The sequence below is a fragment of the Streptomyces sp. MI02-7b genome (genome assembly GCF_033793585.1).
Classification (GTDB): Bacteria; Actinomycetota; Actinomycetes; order Streptomycetales; family Streptomycetaceae; genus Actinacidiphila.
The window spans coordinates 1-16,043 of sequence record NZ_JARAWX010000049.1 but is presented as its reverse complement, the minus strand read 5'-3'; the positions used below and the strand labels follow the sequence as shown (position 1 = coordinate 16,043).

Sequence of the window (16,043 nt, the reverse complement as noted above, 5' to 3'; positions counted from 1 at the left end):
CGGTGGTGCCATTGCAGAGCAATGCGAGCGCCTGCTCCTCCCAGTCACTCCCGGCCGGGCAGTGGCAGTGTCGTGGCCGGGCGCTGCGCAGTCCGTCGGCCGCGGCGTACCGGGGATCCGACGGCGCTAGGGCCCCAGGGCGGTCCCGCAGGAAGGGGCAGGCCTTGGGCGGCGATTTCCTGACGGTGCTGGGCTGTTGACCGCAGGCTGAGCAGTTGTCGGGCGCTGGTGTCCTGGGAGGCCGGGATGATGCCGGGATAGACGTCGATGATCGATGTCGCCGTCTGCCAGTCCCGTTCGCCTGCCTCGGCGGGCGGCATGACGAGAGCAGCACCCTCGAAGGCGGACAGCTCGGCGAAGAGCGAAAGGCGCTCAGGGGGAAGCTTCACCAGCCAACGCTTCATCGCAACGGCCTGACGGGGACGGTCCTGGAACTGCCTGGCCAGCCGACGCAGCCTCTTGGCGAACTGACGGGCCAGCGGCCGGCTGATGATCCCGGCGATCGCGCGCGCCTGGGTAAGTTCCACGTCGGTCAGGAACGCGTTGAGGTCGCCGGATACCGGCCTGGCTTCGGAGGTCACGGGGCCTCCCTTCAAGGTGCTGGTAGCTCTCCGGCCGCCCGGACTTGCCCCGGGTGCGGGACGGTTTTCGGTGGGACGGCTCGCTTGGCTCGTACTGAACCCGCGCCAGATACCTCTGCCGGATCGTCAGGTCTGCTCATACAGCCCACCGTCGTGCCAGTAGAGATCGGCGTCGAGTTCTTGGGCTCCGACTGTGAGCGACTCCCTGCGATGGGAAGCCGTCTCGTCGGCCGTTCCCACGGAATCGCAGGGCTCGGGGACCGCGGCGGCGTGATCCGTGACAGCCAAACAGGCTTGGCATGCATCGGTGAGGCGCCACATACGGCCGCCGGCGCTGCAGCTCAGGAGTAGGAGGATTGTCCCGTCGCAGCCGCGGTGGCGTGGATGCCAGCGGCAGCCGAGTTCGCCGCACCGGCAGGTCCGCAGATGGCCGGGAAGCGGTTCGGCTCGGGCATGTTCGGCCAGATGGTTCAGGACGAGTGCCCGCGTTGTAGAGGGCCCCGGATTGACAGGGACGCGGCCACAATGCGGGCAAGCCAGGGTCTGTCCGCCAGGGCTGGGCCGGACCTCGAGTGTCCAGGTGCGCCTGACCGTGCGGAAGACCGTGGCGTGCCCCATGGAAACCTGCCTTCCCTGCGTGGTGGTGAGTGGTTCTGCCGACCCCCGCGAGGCTGGGGGAGTGCCGGTGGCGGCACCGTAGTGCAGACCTCTGCCTTGCCGCTCGGAGCTCGACCAGGGCAAATAGGGCAGAGGTCTGCACTGACAGGGCAGGGCTCTGCACCGTGCGATAGAGCGGTGACGATCACTCCGCCGCCCGACCCGAACCTCGACGCACTCCGCCAGGAGCTGTCACGACTGCGGGCCGAACGCGGCTGGACCTACGACGAGCTCGCCGCCCGAACCGGCCTGTCACGCCGCACGCTCATCGAGATCGAACAAGGCCGCACCATCGGCACCCTGGCCACCTGGCATGCCCTCGCTCACGCCCTCGGCGCCCCGCTGGACCAGCTCTTTGGCGCCCTCTGCGCCGGTCACCAGCCCCCCGCATCGCCGGCCCCCTGAACTGCGCGGCAGGCCTGCCTGCCCATTCGAGGCGACCGGGGCAGCGTCACCCGAAATGGCATCCTCCCGCGAACGCCCACTCGGAAACGTGAACGCCAGTGCGCCACATGGGGCCGCCTGAGTGACGGGACCGGCCTCGATGCCGGTCAAGTGGCGTGTCAGCCGCCATCCTCTGCGGTCATGCGCTCCACCAACAACGCCTACGCCGACAGCAGCCGCGTCGCGGATCTCAGCGGCGCCGCCCTGCTCACACCGCCCCTGACGTTGCAACGGACACGGTGCGGGCCACTTGCGAGTCCTTCCTGGGGCCGCCACCAGCACCTCCGGACCAGTTTCCTGAACGGGCGTCCACCGCGGGCCGCAGGCTGAAGCAAGTCAGCGCCACTCTCCGGAGGAGGCGGCGGGCCTGATCGGTGACCTTGCCGTATGGCAGTCGGCTGCCGCTCACTCCGAGGGACTGCCCCCGGTGCCGACACGCGGCTTCTTCCCGACGAAGACACGACACCTGACCGACCCATGGCGCCCCGCGCCCTCTTCAGCTCGACGGAGTGCCCTTTGATGCTGCAGCCCACCGACGAACAAGCCATGGCGGCCGAGGCCTTCGCCACCGGGGATCATCTGGTGATCCAGGCCGGTGCCGGCACAGGGAAGACCACCACGCTGACCCAGCTCGCTGCTGGCACGCCGCGCCGTGGCCTGTATGTCGCGTTCAACCGGGCGATCGCGCAGGACGCCGCGACCCGCTTCCCGGCCACCGTGCTGTGCAAGACCGCGCACTCTCTGGCCTACGCCGCTGTCGGTTTCCGCTACCGTGCCCGCTTGAACGGCCCGCGCGTGCCCGGACGGCAGACCGCTCAGGCGCTCGGGATCACCAAACCGATCAAGGTCGGGAACCGCGTCGTCCTGCCCCCAGCGCTGACGTCCACGGTCCAGCGCACCGTGACCCAGTTCTGCCATTCCGCAGACCCGACAATCGGCCACCAGCATGTGGCGCGGCTGCGCGGTATCGACACCGAGGACCTGCACGCCGAACTCGCCCGCCGAGTCCTGCCCTACGCCCGCGCGGCATGGGCGGACCTGCAGCACCCCGACACTGGGGCGGTGCGCTTCGAGCACGACCACTACCTGAAGATGTGGGCGCTGTCCGACCCAAAACTGAAGGCCGACTTCGTGCTCCTGGACGAGGCCCAGGACACCAACCCCGTCCTGGAACAGGTCCTGCTCAACCAGCGCGGCCACGCCCAGCTGGTCATGGTCGGGGACTCTGCGCAGGCCATCTACGGCTGGCGCGGTGCCAGGGACGTCATGACCGGCTTCGACGGCACCGCCCTGTCTCTGACCCAGTCCTTCCGCTTCGGGCCGTTGCTGGCGTTGGAGGCCAACCGGTGGCTGGCGATCGCCGATGCCCCGATCCGCTTGGAGGGCACCGAGACGATCCCCACCGAGATCGACACCGTCACCAGGCCGGACGCGGTCCTGTGCCGCAGCAACATCGGCGCCATGGCCGAAGTCCTCCTTCTCCTCGGCCTCGGCCGCCGGGTCGCCCTGGCCGGCGGAGGGGACAGCCTCCGCACGCTGGCCTATGCGGCCCGGGACCTGCAGGACGGCCGCCGCACCACCCACCCGGAACTGGTGCTGTTCACCACGTGGGGCGAACTGCAGGACTACGCCGCTCAAGACCCCGCCGGCGGCGACCTGCAGCCATTCGTCGACCTCGTCGACCTGCACGAAGCGGACGCCATCCTGGCCGCGGTCAACCGCCTCGTCGACGAAAAGAACGCGCAGGTCACGGTCTCCACCGTGCACAAGTCCAAGGGCCGCGAATGGCCCCAGGTGAAGATCGCCGGAGACTTCCACTCACCCAAGGACAGCGACAAACGCGACGAGCACGGAAACCCTGTGCCCGGCCCGATCGACGACGCAGACGCCCGCCTCGCCTACGTCGCCGTCACCCGCGCACGCCAACGCCTCGACCCCACCGGCCTGGCCTGGATCAACGACCACCCCGACGGCAACCCCCAGCGCTCACCCGGCCTGGCACCTGGCGTTCCTCCAGGTTCGCAAGGAGAGTTCCGTTCGAGCCGACTGGACCCGCGCGACTGGGGACCGGGCGGTCCGCGACTGATCGCCGGGGTCCCGATGCCTGGCTGCGTAGGTGAGAACGGAGAACGTTTGTAGACGAGTTGCAGGAGCAGCGGCTTGTCACTGATTCCCGGAATGTTGATGAGACGTGGAAACACCTGTTCGGCGTGTCGGCGTCGGCCGATGGCCGACGGGGCTTGCCAGACCTGTGATCGCTAGGAGGGCTTCGTCTCTCAGTGTCCGCCCGACGGCGAGGTGGCGGCGCCCTTCAGGCAGCGGTCGAGGAGTGCGTGCATGCGGGGGACGGGGAGAGACGGATTGGCCGCGGCGCCCTCTGCGGTGCGCGCGTCAGCGAGGAGGGCCTCCAGGGCTTCCGGCGTCAAGCTCGGGTTGGCGGCGGCCGCCCGGCGTACCGACTCGTCGGGGTCTTCCACCGGGGGTTCGGGCAGGGTGGGGTCGGCTGCGGCCAGGGCCCGAACGTCGGGATCCGGGTGGCCGATGAGGTGGGCCCGGCCGGTGCGGGGGAACGCGGGCAGGGTCAGCAGGTGTGGGCGGTGGGCCGGGCGGGTGACGAAGACGTCCAGGAGGAGGTGGGGCGGAGCCAGGGGGTGGTGGCAGGCCAGCAGGATCCGTACCTCCTCGTCGTTGTCCTGTGCGAGTGTCGCGGCGAGTTCCGCAGGCAGGCCGGGGAAGCGCGCCGCGACCCGGCGGAGCACCGGTTCCTCGGACGCCGCGCAGGCGGCGAACCAGTCGGGCGACGGCTCGCCGGTCGGCTCGGTGATCGGGCAGGTGCAGTCCGGGCCGTGCCCGATGACCCTGTCGATAGCCCAGTACTCGGCCCAGGTGTGGGGGAAGGGGTGGAGGCTTGCGCGCATCCGCACGTCCTCGTCCGGGTCCTCCCCCAGCTCCGCCATCAGGTCCGGTCCCAGGTCGGGCCGGGCTGCGACCAACTCGCGGATTTCCGCCTCGGGGTGGCGGGCGAGCCGGGCGACGGCGTCGGCCGGGATGTGGGGATTCCTGGTCAGGGGGTGCACCGTGCCTTCCGTGAAGCACTGCTCGACGAGCGCGGGGGACAGGGCACACCTGCCGAACACGAAAGGCTTGCCGCGGGAGCCGTAGGACGGCAGCCTGGCCTCCACCCGTTCCGGATCCAGCACCCAGCTGTGCTCCTGCGCCGCCTTCCGTACCGCGGGGTCGGGGTCGTCGAGCAGGGCCTCCCGCTGCGCGGCGGTGAGCGACTGCCACTCCCAGGTGGCGCGTTCACGAAGCTGGGGGTGCTCGTGCCCGGCCATGGAGCGGTGGAAGGACGGAGGGATCTGCTGGGAGGAAATGAGCTCCCCGACGATCTCGTTCGCGGTGAGCGTGCCGTCTTCGCCCCCGTCTCGGGCGGTCAGGAGGGTGACGAGGATGTCATCCGGCAGTGGTCGGACCCATCGCGGGCGGAGATGGGCAGGGGTGCCGCTCGCGAGCCACCCGCGGACGATCCCCGACGGGTCCGTCGCCAAGGGGGCGAGTCGTGCGGGGTCGATGTGCCGGTTCTGCGCGAGCGCGCGGCGGATCACTCTGTCCGGGTGGTTCAGGGCCGCGTCGATGACGGCGTCGGGCAGGTCACGACCCGCACACATCAGCAGGCCGGCCTCACCGGCCGCTGAATCCACCAGGCGTATCAGGACGTCGGAGGGCGCTGCCGGATTGCAGGCGATGCCGCGCAGCCACGGTTCGTGCAGAGAGTCGGACACCGCGTCATCCTGCCACCTCGCCTTTTGAACCGGGCCGCCCGGCGGCTACCTCGTCGGCGCTTACCGGCGTCTCCGTCTGCAGGGCTTTGGACCACGTGGCACGGCGTTGCTCATCATGCACACGCTGCCATACGCGGCACACCGCCAGGCTCCGCATCCACCCCCGCCGTGGAACGCACGACATCCGGGGCAAGTCAAGCAACCGGGCGTTGCTGAAACTCGGCTACATCGTCTTCCGTGCCCACAGGGTGTTCTCGCTCTTGGGCAACAAACGCTCTCGCTACTCACTGACAAAACCACGATGCCCATGACCACGGTGAGGGCGGTCTGGGTCTGCGGGGACCCTGGCGCGCATCCGTCGTTGAGCATTCCGCCCCCAGTCATCAGCCGAACGGAGACCCGCATGCCCAGGAAGCCCCGTCTCACCCTGGATGAGCACACCGAGATGGGCCGCGTGCTTGCCGGCATCCGCGATGAACTCGCTCACCGGGCCACCCAACTCGACAAGGCGTACCCGAGCAGCGGACCCGAGGGCGTACCCCGCAAGAAGGTGGGCGCCGCACTGCGGGCCCTGGACGAGGCGCGCAGCGCCCTTGAGATCCTGCTGTCCGGCGAGCACCCGGACGCCGCCGAAACCACCGTCTACTACCCCTACCCCGAGGACCGCAGCGTTGTCATCGCACCCGACAGACCCGCATCGTGAACGCCCACTGGATTGAAGTACGCGGAAGAGAACCACAAGCGCCGACACCCGTCGTCGACGGCGAGGTGCGAGCGGGTTTTCACGGTGACCCAGTGGGTGAGGTATTGGCAGCGTGCTGCCGCGTTCCCAGGGGGCTGTCGGGTCATGTACACGGCTCCGGCCCCTGCCTGACATGTCGTCGGGCAGGGGCCGGATGTTGGTAGCGGGGGCGGGATTTGAACCACGCGACCTCTGGGTTATGAGCCCAGCGAGCTACCGAGCTGCTCCACCCCGCGTCGGTGCACTCAGCTTACGTTCCTCGGGCCGGCTGCGCAGGGATTTACCGCGGAGGTTCCATAGCCTGTGCCGCGCTTCTGACGACATTGCTCTCTACCGCACTGGGGCCGGTTGTCAGCGTCAGCTACAGCGGGCTCAGCGCTGCGCGGGAAGCTGGGCACTTCTTCGTGGAAGGCGCGTGACGCAGCGCGCCGCCTCTTCGTAGCTGGCCGGGGTGGCCCGGGCTGTTTCTGTTGCCCGCCCGTCAGTTGGCGATGACGTTGTGGAAGAACAGCACGGCGCCGCCGAACGCGGCGCCGCCGGCCAGGACGGCAGTGGCCGTGTTGTGCTGGGCGAGGAAGGTCAGCACGCCGGCGCCAGTGGCGACGAGCACGCCGAGCACCAGGATGATGGCGCTGCGCAGCCCGATGAGCGGCTGCCCGTTTGTGGGGGCGGGCTGGTGGGGCGGGTGGGCGCCGACCGGGTGCTGCTGCTGAGGAGCTCCCTGCATGGCAGCGCTGTGGCACGCGCCGTGGGCGGCGGATGCAATGTGCCCGCTCGGGCTGACGGTCTGGTGCTGGTGGCTGTTGTGGTGCGGATTCACGAGGTTCTCCCCTTGCGGCAGGCGGTCACCGTGGTGGTGACGCGGCTGTTGAGGGTGTAGAGGGTGCCCGGCCCTCTCCCCCCGTGTGACGCACGTCACATTATTTAGGTGGGGAAGGGAGGGGGGAGAACCGCAGAGCGCGCCTATGACCTCCTAGCGGACGACAGGAAAGGGGCCCCTCGAGGCCCGGGCGAGGCAAGGAGCGGATGTGCCAGATGGAACCTGTGAGGGGCACGCTCCCCGCCACGTCGAGCCCGACCTTAGGCTGAGGGCTGGCACCAGCGGCTTCCCCGAGGCCGGTTCGCTGCACGCTTTGGAGGAATCTCTCGCCGGAGGCTTCGGCGGCGAGGACGCCTCAGCCCGCGCCCAGCGCCGCACGGCCGACGCCGCCCTGGTCACCTTCCTGGGCCGCCAGGGCTTCAAAGGCCCCCACTACGACACGTTCATCAACGGCCTGATGGACTACGGATGGCGCACGCTCAGCGGCTGGAGCGTCAACGGCCTCATCTTCCAACGCACCGCCCGCATGGGTCGCCCTGTCCCGGCAGAGATGGTGCCTGCCGTATGGCAGTACGACGACCGGACCCAGGTCGTAACCGACACCGTCTTGAAGGGCACCACCCTCTTCCGCGAGCACGGCCTCGTCCGCGGCAAGTGGAACCCCAACGGCGGCGCCAGCCTGACGACCTACTTCGTCGGCGCCAGCATCCTCGCCTTCCGCCCCGTCTTTATCCGCTGGTACAAGGCCCACCACCTCGGGCAGGCTGAACTCGACCACCGCACGGCCGACACCGACGACGTCCTCAACGCGCAGCGCGACATCCCCGACCAGCGCGCCACCGACCCCGCCCACGCCGCGGCCACTTACGACGACATCACCCGCCTGCGCCCGCTGCTGCCCGACGAGCAGGTGCGCGAGGCCCTCAGCTGGGTGACCCTGGGCTACACCCACACGGAGGCCGCCACGATGGTCGGCCTGACCCCCAAGGCACTCGAGCGGCGCCTGGCCCGCGCCCGCACCAAGATTTCCGCCAGCGGCCTCCAGCGCGTCCCGCTGGGGGGAGGGGGAGCACGATGAGTGTCCACAAGGACGAGACGATGCACACCACCGCCGACGACGCCGAGTTCGCCGCCCTGATGGCTGCCTCCAGCCTGGGTTCACCCCACGTTCGAGCCCTCGCAGCAACCATTCCCGATGAGGTCAAGCGCCAACTGCGCGCCACCAGCACAACCGCGAGTCTCGACGACGACGTTTCGCAGACTCCGCAGGAAGCGCACCCGTCCGGCGAAGGCTCCAGTGCACATCCCGGTGAATGTCTGCGGCAACTGCCTGCCAGTGCCGCAGACTCCATCAGGGACACTGGCGACGACAACGCTGTAACGCCCATCGAGGACTGTTCCCAACCCCCCGACCGCAACCAGCTCGGCTCGCCATTCGACTGGCCGCTCCCGGTCCGCATCTTCGACTGCAGGATGAGCATTGGCGCGACATCGGAACCCGCGGCCGCTCCATACGTCTTCTTGGCGGACTTCTGCAGCGCAGGCATCGCCAACCGCAGGCGACACGACGCGATCGTGCGCCGGCTGGCTACGTACCTGAGGAAGCCGGAGCCCTCCACCATGGGCAGCGTTAGGCTGCGCGACTACGTGCGGATGTCCTCCGCTGCGAGGCTTCCCAATGTGCCCCTGGTGACAGATGGGTCCGCGTTCTGGCACACGGCGCTGTGGGAGTGGCTCAGTAGCCAAACGCACCGACCTGCCGTCATCCAGCGTGCCATTGAGCGGCTCAATACAAGGGTTGCAGTTTGGGATGGGGAAACGCCGCGTTGGTCCTGTGACGTTGCCGTGCCTGCAGAGCATGACGTGTACTTTGTCCTGGGGCATGGCCTTGCGACTCCTGAGGCGGCCTGCAGTGCCGGGCGTGCCGATATGGAGTCCGCGGCGTGCGTTGTTCAGGAACAGACTCCAACCTCGGCGTTCGTGCCCCACAACAACTGGTTTGCCGTGACGTCGCTCGTAACCCATGGCGTCGACACGCAACCCCTGATGGCCAACGCCATTACAACGCGGCATCATTCAGCATTCGCCAAACGGGCGGGAGTGACTGCTGCGCAGCTGACGGATCTGCTGGAAACGACGCAACCGACTGCCTGGATCCATGCCCACCTAGATCCAGGAAACAAGAGCACGGCCCTGGATCAGCTTACGGACGACCTCACTCGCCGGCATCCTCCGACCCCTGACGCTGCGCTACGAAGCATGTCCTGGGACGTCGACGCATCGGTCCAAAGGTCCCGCCGGGCAAGCGGTCCCCACGGAGAGTCGGCACTTTCACCGGGGCACCTGCTCGTGGCAGCCGAACTGGCAATTGATTTGGATCCGGCACGCCGTCGTGCCATCCCGATCCAGCCCCCACCGCTGCCTGATCTGCAGGCGTACGCAGCACAACCTGGCAGCACTCTGCTGCTTCCCAGGGAGAACAGGACCGGCAGTGCCAGCAGCATGCGAGCTGACCGCGGAAACGCACCCGTCAGAGTGGATGACGACCTCGGCGTCGGGCAAGCGGCTGGTGGTTCCCGGCCCGAGCCGTACCCCGACGACGAGCGGCCCCGTATGTGGAGCAGGCAAGCCGACGAGGGGCGCGAGCAGCATGCCGAGCTGTGGATGAGTCTGCACCAGACGGAGAACGACACTGGCGAACGCTTTCCTGCGCGCCTGATCTATCGGACTGCGGACAGATTCGCAGTGACAGCCGTCTTCAACGCCGGCCTCGACGACGAAAGGACATGGCAGTTCGCTCGCGAGCTGCTGGCCGACGGCTTGCAGGAAAGTGTGGGAGTCGGTGACGTCATCGTCTGGCCGGGACCCGCGGAACGGGTTTTCATCCGGTTGAGGCCGCCGGAGAGCACGGCCTTGCTCTCCCTTGCACGTGAAGATGCCGCTGCGTTCCTGGACGCGAGCGAGCTGCTGGTAGGAAGCTCAGCCGCGGACACGAAGACAACGGCGGTGAACACGTGGGAACGCGAACTCATGCACCTCATGTGTCACGGTAGCGGTGAATAGTCCCTGCAGGCGCCTTTGGCTGCTCACAATTGGCAGCCGGAGGCGCCTGTGACATGGAGAAGCTCCGATCTCTGTTGAGAAGGACCACTTCCGTCACGGCTGGCCCGGTCCCGGAATGCTGAGTTCCGTCACCAGCACGACGACTTCCGGGAGTATCCGATGCTGACTTTCCTGCGTAGCGGTGCCGCTGCTCTGACCGTGGCCGCTGCTCTCCTGGCCCCCCTCGCGGCAGCCGGCCCGGCCGCGGCCGCCGGTTGCGCCCGCCACACCGTCGGAGTGTGCAAGGCCAACAGCGCCCACCCGCGCGGGGCGACGGCGAAGTGCAAGGACAACACCTACAGCTACTCGGCCCACTTCCAAGGGACCTGCAGCCGCCACCACGGCGTCCGCTACTGGTACCGCTGACGCCTACCGGCCGCCGCCGTACGCCCCAGGTACTGGGCCGCGGCCGGGAGGTCGGCACCAGCGGCGAACTGCCTCCAGAACCGGGCCGCGTGGTGGCGGGCGGCCCGGTACAGCAGGCAGGCGAAAGCGAGTGTGCCTGCGGGTTCGATGGCGGCCCGGTCGTCGTGGAGTCGACCGTTCGGCGATCGCCGCAGGGTCCTGCACGACGTGGGACTACAACACGCCCAGTTCGTCAGCGGCAGTGACGGCGGCCCGTATCGATCGGTGTCAGATTTTCCGCACCTTACACGGGGATCATCGGAGGTGCCAGCCGGTGGGGAGTTTGGGGAGGCCGAGGAGGGCGTCGATGTTGAGGTGTTCTTTGAGGAGGGCTTTGAGGCCGCGGCCGTCGATGAGTTCCATACGGCCGGTGCGTTGGGCGAAGTCTTTGCTGGCGGTTCCGAACCAGGAGGTGGTGACGAGGATGCCTTTGGCGGCTGCTTTGTCGTGCATGACGCCGGCCAGGGCGCGGACGGCTTCGGCGGGGACGACGTTCTTGTAGCGCTTGGCTTGGATGATGCACAGGCCGCCGATGATGGGGTCCTCGTTGGTGGCGACTGCGTCGATGCCGTCGTCGCGGGAGGCTTGGGTGACCCAGGCCTTGAGCCCGATCGCTTCGAACAGGCGCCGGACCAGGTGTTCGAACTCGGTGGGGTCGAGTGCGACGAGGTCGGGGCGGCTGTCGAGGCCGGCGACGATGTCGATCTCGTCGACGAACTTGTACTTGCTCAGGTCGAAGGTGACGACGGGGCGGACGGGTTCGAGGTCGTAGGGGTGCTGGGAGACGATGGCGTTCAGATGGCGCAGGCACAGCACCGGGTCGAGTTCGGTTTCGTCCAGGATTAGTTCGGCGAAGGTGTCGCGTTCGGTGCGGACGCTGACCAGACACGGGCGGACGGTCCTGCCGGTGGCGCGGTCTTTTGCCTGGACGTGCCCGTTGAACGCCACCGAGGTGACCACAGCGGGCGGGGTCACGGCGAGGACCTCGTCCACGGCGCGCAGCGCGAGGCGGGCGACGAGTTGCCTGTACAGCTCCTTGGTCTCCGCTTCCTTCCGCGGCTGCGGGACCACTGCCGGTGGGTCGGCCGCCTTGTACCGGTAGCCGGCTGCGGGCGGGATGATGTCCTGGCCGGGCAGGTCGACGTCCACCATCAGCTCGCGTGACTCCGGCGCATACGCCAGCCGCCACGCTCGGCGCAGCCCCGCCGGATAGTCGCACCCGGCCAGCACGCCCTCCACGGCCTCGATGAACGCCGTTGCCCCGCCGACCAGGGCGTGCTCCATGGCCTGGCAGTGGTCACGCAGACCGGGGGAGCGGTCCACCAGCACGCGGCTCAACGTCGCCTCGCGAGCCTGCACGTCCGCGGTCCGCTGCTGTGCCTCGGCCTTCAGCGCCTCGACGTGCTCCTGCTTGGCCCGTCGCACCGCCTGCTCCGCCTTCTGCTTGCGCTCCCTCTCCTTCTGAGCGGCCTGCCGCTCCCGAGCCTCCTGACGGCGGGCCAGGTCCCGCTCGACCTGCTCCGCCTTCCGCTTGCGCTCCGCGTCCTGCCGCTTCTTCTCCCGCTGCGCTGCCGCCCACCGCTGCGCCTGCTCCCGTTCCTCCTTGGCCGCTGCCCGCTCCTTCTGGAGTCGCTCCTGTTCCGCGGCGCGGGCCCGGCGGGCCTCTTCCTGTTGTAGCCGCTTTGCCTCGGCGGCCTTCGCCTTCTTCGCCTCCTGGTAGGCCTGTACGAGCTGAGCGGTCAGGGATTTCTTGCGGGCCACGGCGCCCCCTCAGATCCGTCGTGTCGCCTGATGTGAAGCCATGCCCGCCCGACAAGACCAACAACCCCTCGCCCGGCCGGATCGCATTCCGCTTTGCCGAGGCGAAGCACTCCGGCCTCCGTCTCCCCGTGCGGCCCTGTGAAATGAAGATCCAAGCGTTACTCCGCGGCACTCGACACGGGCTGTTCTGGCACCTTGGATGCCCGGACGTCACAGCAGGGACAGGTGGTCGAGTGTGGTGCTCTCGCTGGCGCTCTGAAAAGAGGAATGTGGCCCGGACGACGATGGCTGCAGGTGTGACGCAGTGGGAGGCGCAACGTGCTTACCCGGGTCCGGGGCAGTTGCCTGGGGGTGGGGATGATGGGGTGGGTGTGGTGGTGCGCTCGTTCGGGGGATGGGTGTCAACCCGTTGGGCGTGAAGTGTGTGGCGTGTTTCGGCTGGTCAGGACGCTTGCGGTGTTTGTCCGAAGCTGACGGATTTTCAGTGAGTTGACGTATCCGGGCTTTAGCTAGGCCTAAAAGTGGCATCCTTACCGAGGACGCGTTCCCACCGGAAACGCGGAGCCGAAGGGGGCAGGTATGGCTTGGCGCAGCCAGCGGAACCATGAAGAGGTCGTGGAATTAGGCGCGTCGATCGCCCGCCAGGCGGCCGCATCGATGGCGGGGCTGCTGGCCGCGCGGGACATGACCCGCACTGAACTGGCCACGGCGATGGGTGTTTCCACGGGCCGGGTGAGCCAGATTCTGTCCGGGGACGAGAATCTCACGGTGCGCTCGCTCGCGGCGGCGGCGCTGGCGCTGCAGGCGCATGTGGAGATCCGTTTTCACGACACCCCGTCGGCCGGGAAGGGTACCCGTCCCGATGCGGGCGACCCCAGTTACGGGCCGACCTCACCCTCAGTCCCCTTCGTCTTCTGACGTCGGCTAGCGGACGCTGCTTTCCGGTTCGCCGGAGCGGGGCTGCGGCACATCCCTCCATGCCGGGGGCTCCGCCCTTGCGGCGATCCCTGCGCGCAGGCTGCGCAGGCCGTGATCGTTGCTGCGGGGGCCGTGGTCGTGCGCGAGGTGCAGCATCAACTGGCAGTAATGGCGGGCTTCGCCGAGCTTCATCCGGGACTGGGTCCGGTCCTGCTGGGTGGCCAGACGGCCTGTGTCGCGAAGGCTCTTCTCGATGTCGGTGTCCGTCTTGATCGACTTTTCGGCGGCTTTCACGGCTTCGGCGCAGCGCGTTTCGATCTCGGCCCTGCGCTTGGCCAGCGCCTTGGCCGACACCCCGAACCCCGGCTCTCCGAGCCGGGCCAGCATGTGGTCCCGCGCTGCGCAGGCGAACTCTCGCAGCACGTAGCCGTCGGTCAGGCCGCGGGTCATCTCCTCGCCCCAGTCGGCGCGGTCGTTGGCCAGGCGACGGGACAGCTCTCCGAGCAGGTAGGAGATCCCGAAGGTCAGCAGGGCCGTGACCGCACGCCCGCTGCTCGGCGCCTTCTGTCTGGGAGCCACGGCCGACCCGGCCACCAGCCCCACGGCCACCGGGGGCAGTTGCGAGGCGTGGGGGAGGAGGACTGTGCTCGTTAGTACCGTGACCCCGGTGGTCGCCGCGATCACCAGGGCGAAGCACCCGCGCGAGCGCCAGGTCCCCGACAGCCGGCCACGCCCGTAAAAGCGGATGACCAAACCGATCCAGCTCGCGGCCGTGCAGGCAGCGGCAGGTAACACGACCGTCGAGGTCATGACGTCCCCCGGGTAGGCGAGGCCGCGACGAACGTGATCGCCCCGGCAACGGACATGGAACAGGTGTCCGCGTCCGGAGCGTGCCCCGCCGGGCACGCAGTCGTACCGTCCGCTTTCCTGCGATACATAAGGATGTACCACTTACGTGACTACGCCGCGTGACTTTCAGGGCAACACGGACGAACTCGGCGAACCGTGACGCCCTGTGGATCCCGGACTGCGGCAGCCTGGGGACCGGTACGGGACGGCGGACGGCGCAACGGTATGGGCCTGGACGCTGCTCCGCCTGTGCATCGGCTGGCAGCCGTTCACGAATGCCACGTTCGTGCTCCCCGGCGAGCCGAATCTGCTGTGCGAGGGCAGCCGCCATGCGGCTGGCGCGGGGTGGGCCAGACGGCGAGCTCGCGGCCCGCAGCGCGCCACTGTCTCTGGCCCCCGGCGGAGACTGCGTCGTGACGCCATTCACCGTGAGGCCGCGCAGTCCTCGAGCTCGGCGGCGAGTTCGGGGTCGGGCTTGGGGATGGTGCCGAAGTCCTCGTCGCTGTGCTCTTCGAGGCGTTGTACGGCCTTGGTGATCGAGTTCGACAGCGGTAGGGACGAGGCGGGCTGGCACGCACGATGAACGACATCGACCGTGACCACGGTGGGCACCGTCGCTGTCCGGGACGGCGACGGCCCCCACAGCCAATGCGTCAGGGCCCGATCGGTTGTCGCCTGTGACCATGCGGCGTGCGCCAGGGGGTCCTCGCCCAGGTGTCGCAGCATCAGGGCCTGCCTGCGCCAGTGCTGGGCGTCGCGTAGTTCGCTGTGCTGCAGGTGGTGCAGGAACAGGCAGTGGGCCGCGGTGGGGGAGTCGGCGCCGGCGGCGAACTGCCACCAGAACTGGGCCGCCTCGTGGCGGTCGGCCAGATACAGCAGGCACGCGAAGGCGAGTGCGCCTGTGGGTTCGATGGTGGCCCGGTCATCCACGAGCAGCGCCATGGCCGCGATGGCCTGCGGGTCCCGGACGACCTGCGAGGACAGCAGGCCCAGTTCGGTGGAGGCCTGCTCGTGCAGCGCGGCCGGCAGGCCGTCACGCGCGTCGGCCGGCCGGGTGTACGCGCCGGTCTCGGTGCGGATCCACCGGGCGCGGCTCTCCATCGACTCGGCCCTGTGCCACACCACCCTTCGTGCGATGCGGTCCAACGCCGCCCGCTCATTGAAATCGGTGTACTCATCAGCCAGGACTTCCGCGTCGGCCAGCACGTGGTCGATGCGATCGCTCCGCTTGTTCCCCCGGTTCATCAATCCTCCTCGTTCATCTCATCCGTGGCCCAGTCGATCCCCAGATCCCGCGCCAGCCGCCGGCGGGCACCGCGCACATGGCTGCGGACCGTCCCGTACGTCACGCCCATCAACGCGGCGACCTGCCGCATCGGGTAGCCAAGCACGAACCGCAGCACGATCACGTCGTACTGCCGCTCCGGCAGCCGGGCGATCGCCGTGTACAGCCCGAGGCTGGACTCCAGCACGGCGAAGGTGCTGCGGCTCTTGCGCCGGATCTGCTCGAACGCGGCGGTCTCCACCAAGGCGGCGGGCCGGCCTTGTATTTCCAGGCGCCGGGCGACCTCCTCCTTCAGCGCCGCCCAGGCGTAGCCGTCCACGTTCGGCTGCAGCAGCACGTGTGGCCACATCGTGGCCAGCTGCACGAACACGTCCTCCACGACCTGCTCGGCCTCCGGCCGACCGTCCAACTGCAGGTGCGCGTACCGCAGGTAGGCCTGGTGGTGCAGGCAGTAGAACGCGGTGAAGGTCTCCGGCAGCACCGCGGTCAGATCGTCGCGCACGGCCTGGTCCGCCCACGGATCCGGTTGCTGGCCGCTCATCAGTTGCGCTCCCGGGGCTGCGGGTCGGTGGCCTCGTGTGAGGCAGCCGCCTCCCCGCGCCGGCAATCCCTGGCGCTCACCCGGCCTGGTACCTGCCGTGCCGCCGGCCTGAGTTGTTCATCGTGGTTTATGAACACGCGCGCCCTGTGCTGGCCG

The 16,043-nt window shown here is 68.7% G+C and carries 14 protein-coding genes and 1 tRNA gene; 7 read left to right on the top strand and 8 right to left on the bottom strand.

Annotated features, from left to right (window positions below):
- Nucleotides 1-44: 44 nt before the first annotated feature.
- Entirely contained in the window at nt 45-581 is a 537-nt protein-coding gene (locus PV364_RS39930) for a hypothetical protein (protein ID WP_319665852.1), read from the bottom strand.
- Nucleotides 582-1,376: 795 nt separating this feature from the next.
- Here PV364_RS39930 and PV364_RS39925 point away from each other — a divergent pair.
- Both PV364_RS39925 and PV364_RS39920 read left to right on the top strand, forming a co-directional pair.
- On the top strand, nt 1,377-1,643 hold the full coding sequence (locus PV364_RS39925) for a helix-turn-helix transcriptional regulator (protein WP_319665851.1): 267 nt from the start codon (nt 1,377-1,379) through the stop codon (nt 1,641-1,643).
- Between the two features lie 558 nt (nt 1,644-2,201).
- On the top strand, nt 2,202-3,821 hold the full coding sequence (locus PV364_RS39920; protein ID WP_319665850.1) for a UvrD-helicase domain-containing protein: 1,620 nt from the start codon (nt 2,202-2,204) through the stop codon (nt 3,819-3,821).
- Between the two features lie 137 nt (nt 3,822-3,958).
- Here the strand turns inward: PV364_RS39920 and PV364_RS39915 are convergent, their stop codons facing one another.
- The gene (locus PV364_RS39915) at nt 3,959-5,464 is read right to left on the bottom strand and encodes a hypothetical protein (RefSeq protein WP_319665849.1); all 1,506 of its coding nucleotides are present in this window, start codon (nt 5,462-5,464) and stop codon (nt 3,959-3,961) included.
- A 403-nt stretch (nt 5,465-5,867) separates the two neighbouring features.
- Here PV364_RS39915 and PV364_RS39910 point away from each other — a divergent pair, with 403 nt between their 5' ends.
- Nucleotides 5,868-6,167: a hypothetical protein gene (locus PV364_RS39910; RefSeq protein ID WP_319665848.1), complete on the top strand. Its 300-nt coding sequence runs from the start codon at nt 5,868-5,870 to the stop codon at nt 6,165-6,167.
- Nucleotides 6,168-6,364: 197 nt separating this feature from the next.
- Here PV364_RS39910 and PV364_RS39905 read toward each other — a convergent pair.
- Both PV364_RS39905 and PV364_RS39900 read right to left on the bottom strand, forming a co-directional pair.
- Nucleotides 6,365-6,442, bottom strand: a tRNA-Met gene (locus PV364_RS39905).
- A gap of 245 nt (nt 6,443-6,687) precedes the next feature.
- Entirely contained in the window at nt 6,688-6,933 is a 246-nt protein-coding gene (locus tag PV364_RS39900) for a hypothetical protein (protein WP_319665847.1), read from the bottom strand.
- Nucleotides 6,934-7,339: 406 nt separating this feature from the next.
- On the opposite strand from PV364_RS39900, the gene PV364_RS39895 reads away from it, so the two are divergent.
- The 3 genes from PV364_RS39895 (at nt 7,340) to PV364_RS39885 (ending at nt 10,494) form a co-directional block, all read left to right on the top strand.
- Nucleotides 7,340-8,104 (top strand): ECF-type sigma factor, encoded by a 765-nt coding sequence (locus tag PV364_RS39895; protein ID WP_319665846.1) that lies wholly within the window; start codon nt 7,340-7,342, stop codon nt 8,102-8,104.
- On the top strand, nt 8,101-10,089 hold the full coding sequence (locus tag PV364_RS39890) for an SsgA family sporulation/cell division regulator (protein ID WP_319665845.1): 1,989 nt from the start codon (nt 8,101-8,103) through the stop codon (nt 10,087-10,089). Before PV364_RS39895 ends, PV364_RS39890 begins: the two co-directional genes overlap by 4 nt.
- A 159-nt stretch (nt 10,090-10,248) precedes the next feature.
- Nucleotides 10,249-10,494, top strand: a complete 246-nt coding sequence (locus PV364_RS39885) for a DUF3761 domain-containing protein (protein ID WP_319665844.1) — start codon at nt 10,249-10,251, stop codon at nt 10,492-10,494.
- Nucleotides 10,495-10,788: 294 nt separating this feature from the next.
- Here PV364_RS39885 and PV364_RS39880 read toward each other — a convergent pair whose 3' ends face one another.
- Nucleotides 10,789-12,294 carry a restriction endonuclease gene (locus PV364_RS39880; RefSeq protein WP_319665843.1) on the bottom strand — a complete coding sequence of 502 codons (1,506 nt, stop codon included), beginning with the start codon at nt 12,292-12,294 and terminating at the stop codon, nt 10,789-10,791.
- A gap of 579 nt (nt 12,295-12,873) precedes the next feature.
- Here PV364_RS39880 and PV364_RS39875 point away from each other — a divergent pair.
- Nucleotides 12,874-13,212 (top strand): helix-turn-helix transcriptional regulator, encoded by a 339-nt coding sequence (locus PV364_RS39875; protein WP_319665842.1) that lies wholly within the window; start codon nt 12,874-12,876, stop codon nt 13,210-13,212.
- 6 nt (nt 13,213-13,218) lie between these two features.
- On the opposite strand, the gene PV364_RS39870 is transcribed toward PV364_RS39875, so the two are convergent.
- The 3 genes from PV364_RS39870 to PV364_RS39860 all read right to left on the bottom strand — a co-directional run bounded on the left by PV364_RS39870 (nt 13,219) and on the right by PV364_RS39860 (nt 15,887).
- A complete protein-coding gene (locus tag PV364_RS39870; RefSeq protein ID WP_319665841.1) occupies nt 13,219-14,022 on the bottom strand; it encodes a hypothetical protein in 804 nt (267 codons plus the stop codon).
- A 462-nt stretch (nt 14,023-14,484) separates the two neighbouring features.
- Nucleotides 14,485-15,306 (bottom strand): hypothetical protein, encoded by an 822-nt coding sequence (locus PV364_RS39865; RefSeq protein WP_319665840.1) that lies wholly within the window; start codon nt 15,304-15,306, stop codon nt 14,485-14,487.
- Complete coding sequence (locus PV364_RS39860) at nt 15,306-15,887, bottom strand: sigma-70 family RNA polymerase sigma factor (RefSeq protein ID WP_319665839.1); 582 nt, start codon at nt 15,885-15,887, stop codon at nt 15,306-15,308. The genes PV364_RS39865 and PV364_RS39860 overlap by 1 nt, the downstream gene beginning before the upstream one ends.
- Nucleotides 15,888-16,043 lie beyond the last annotated feature (156 nt).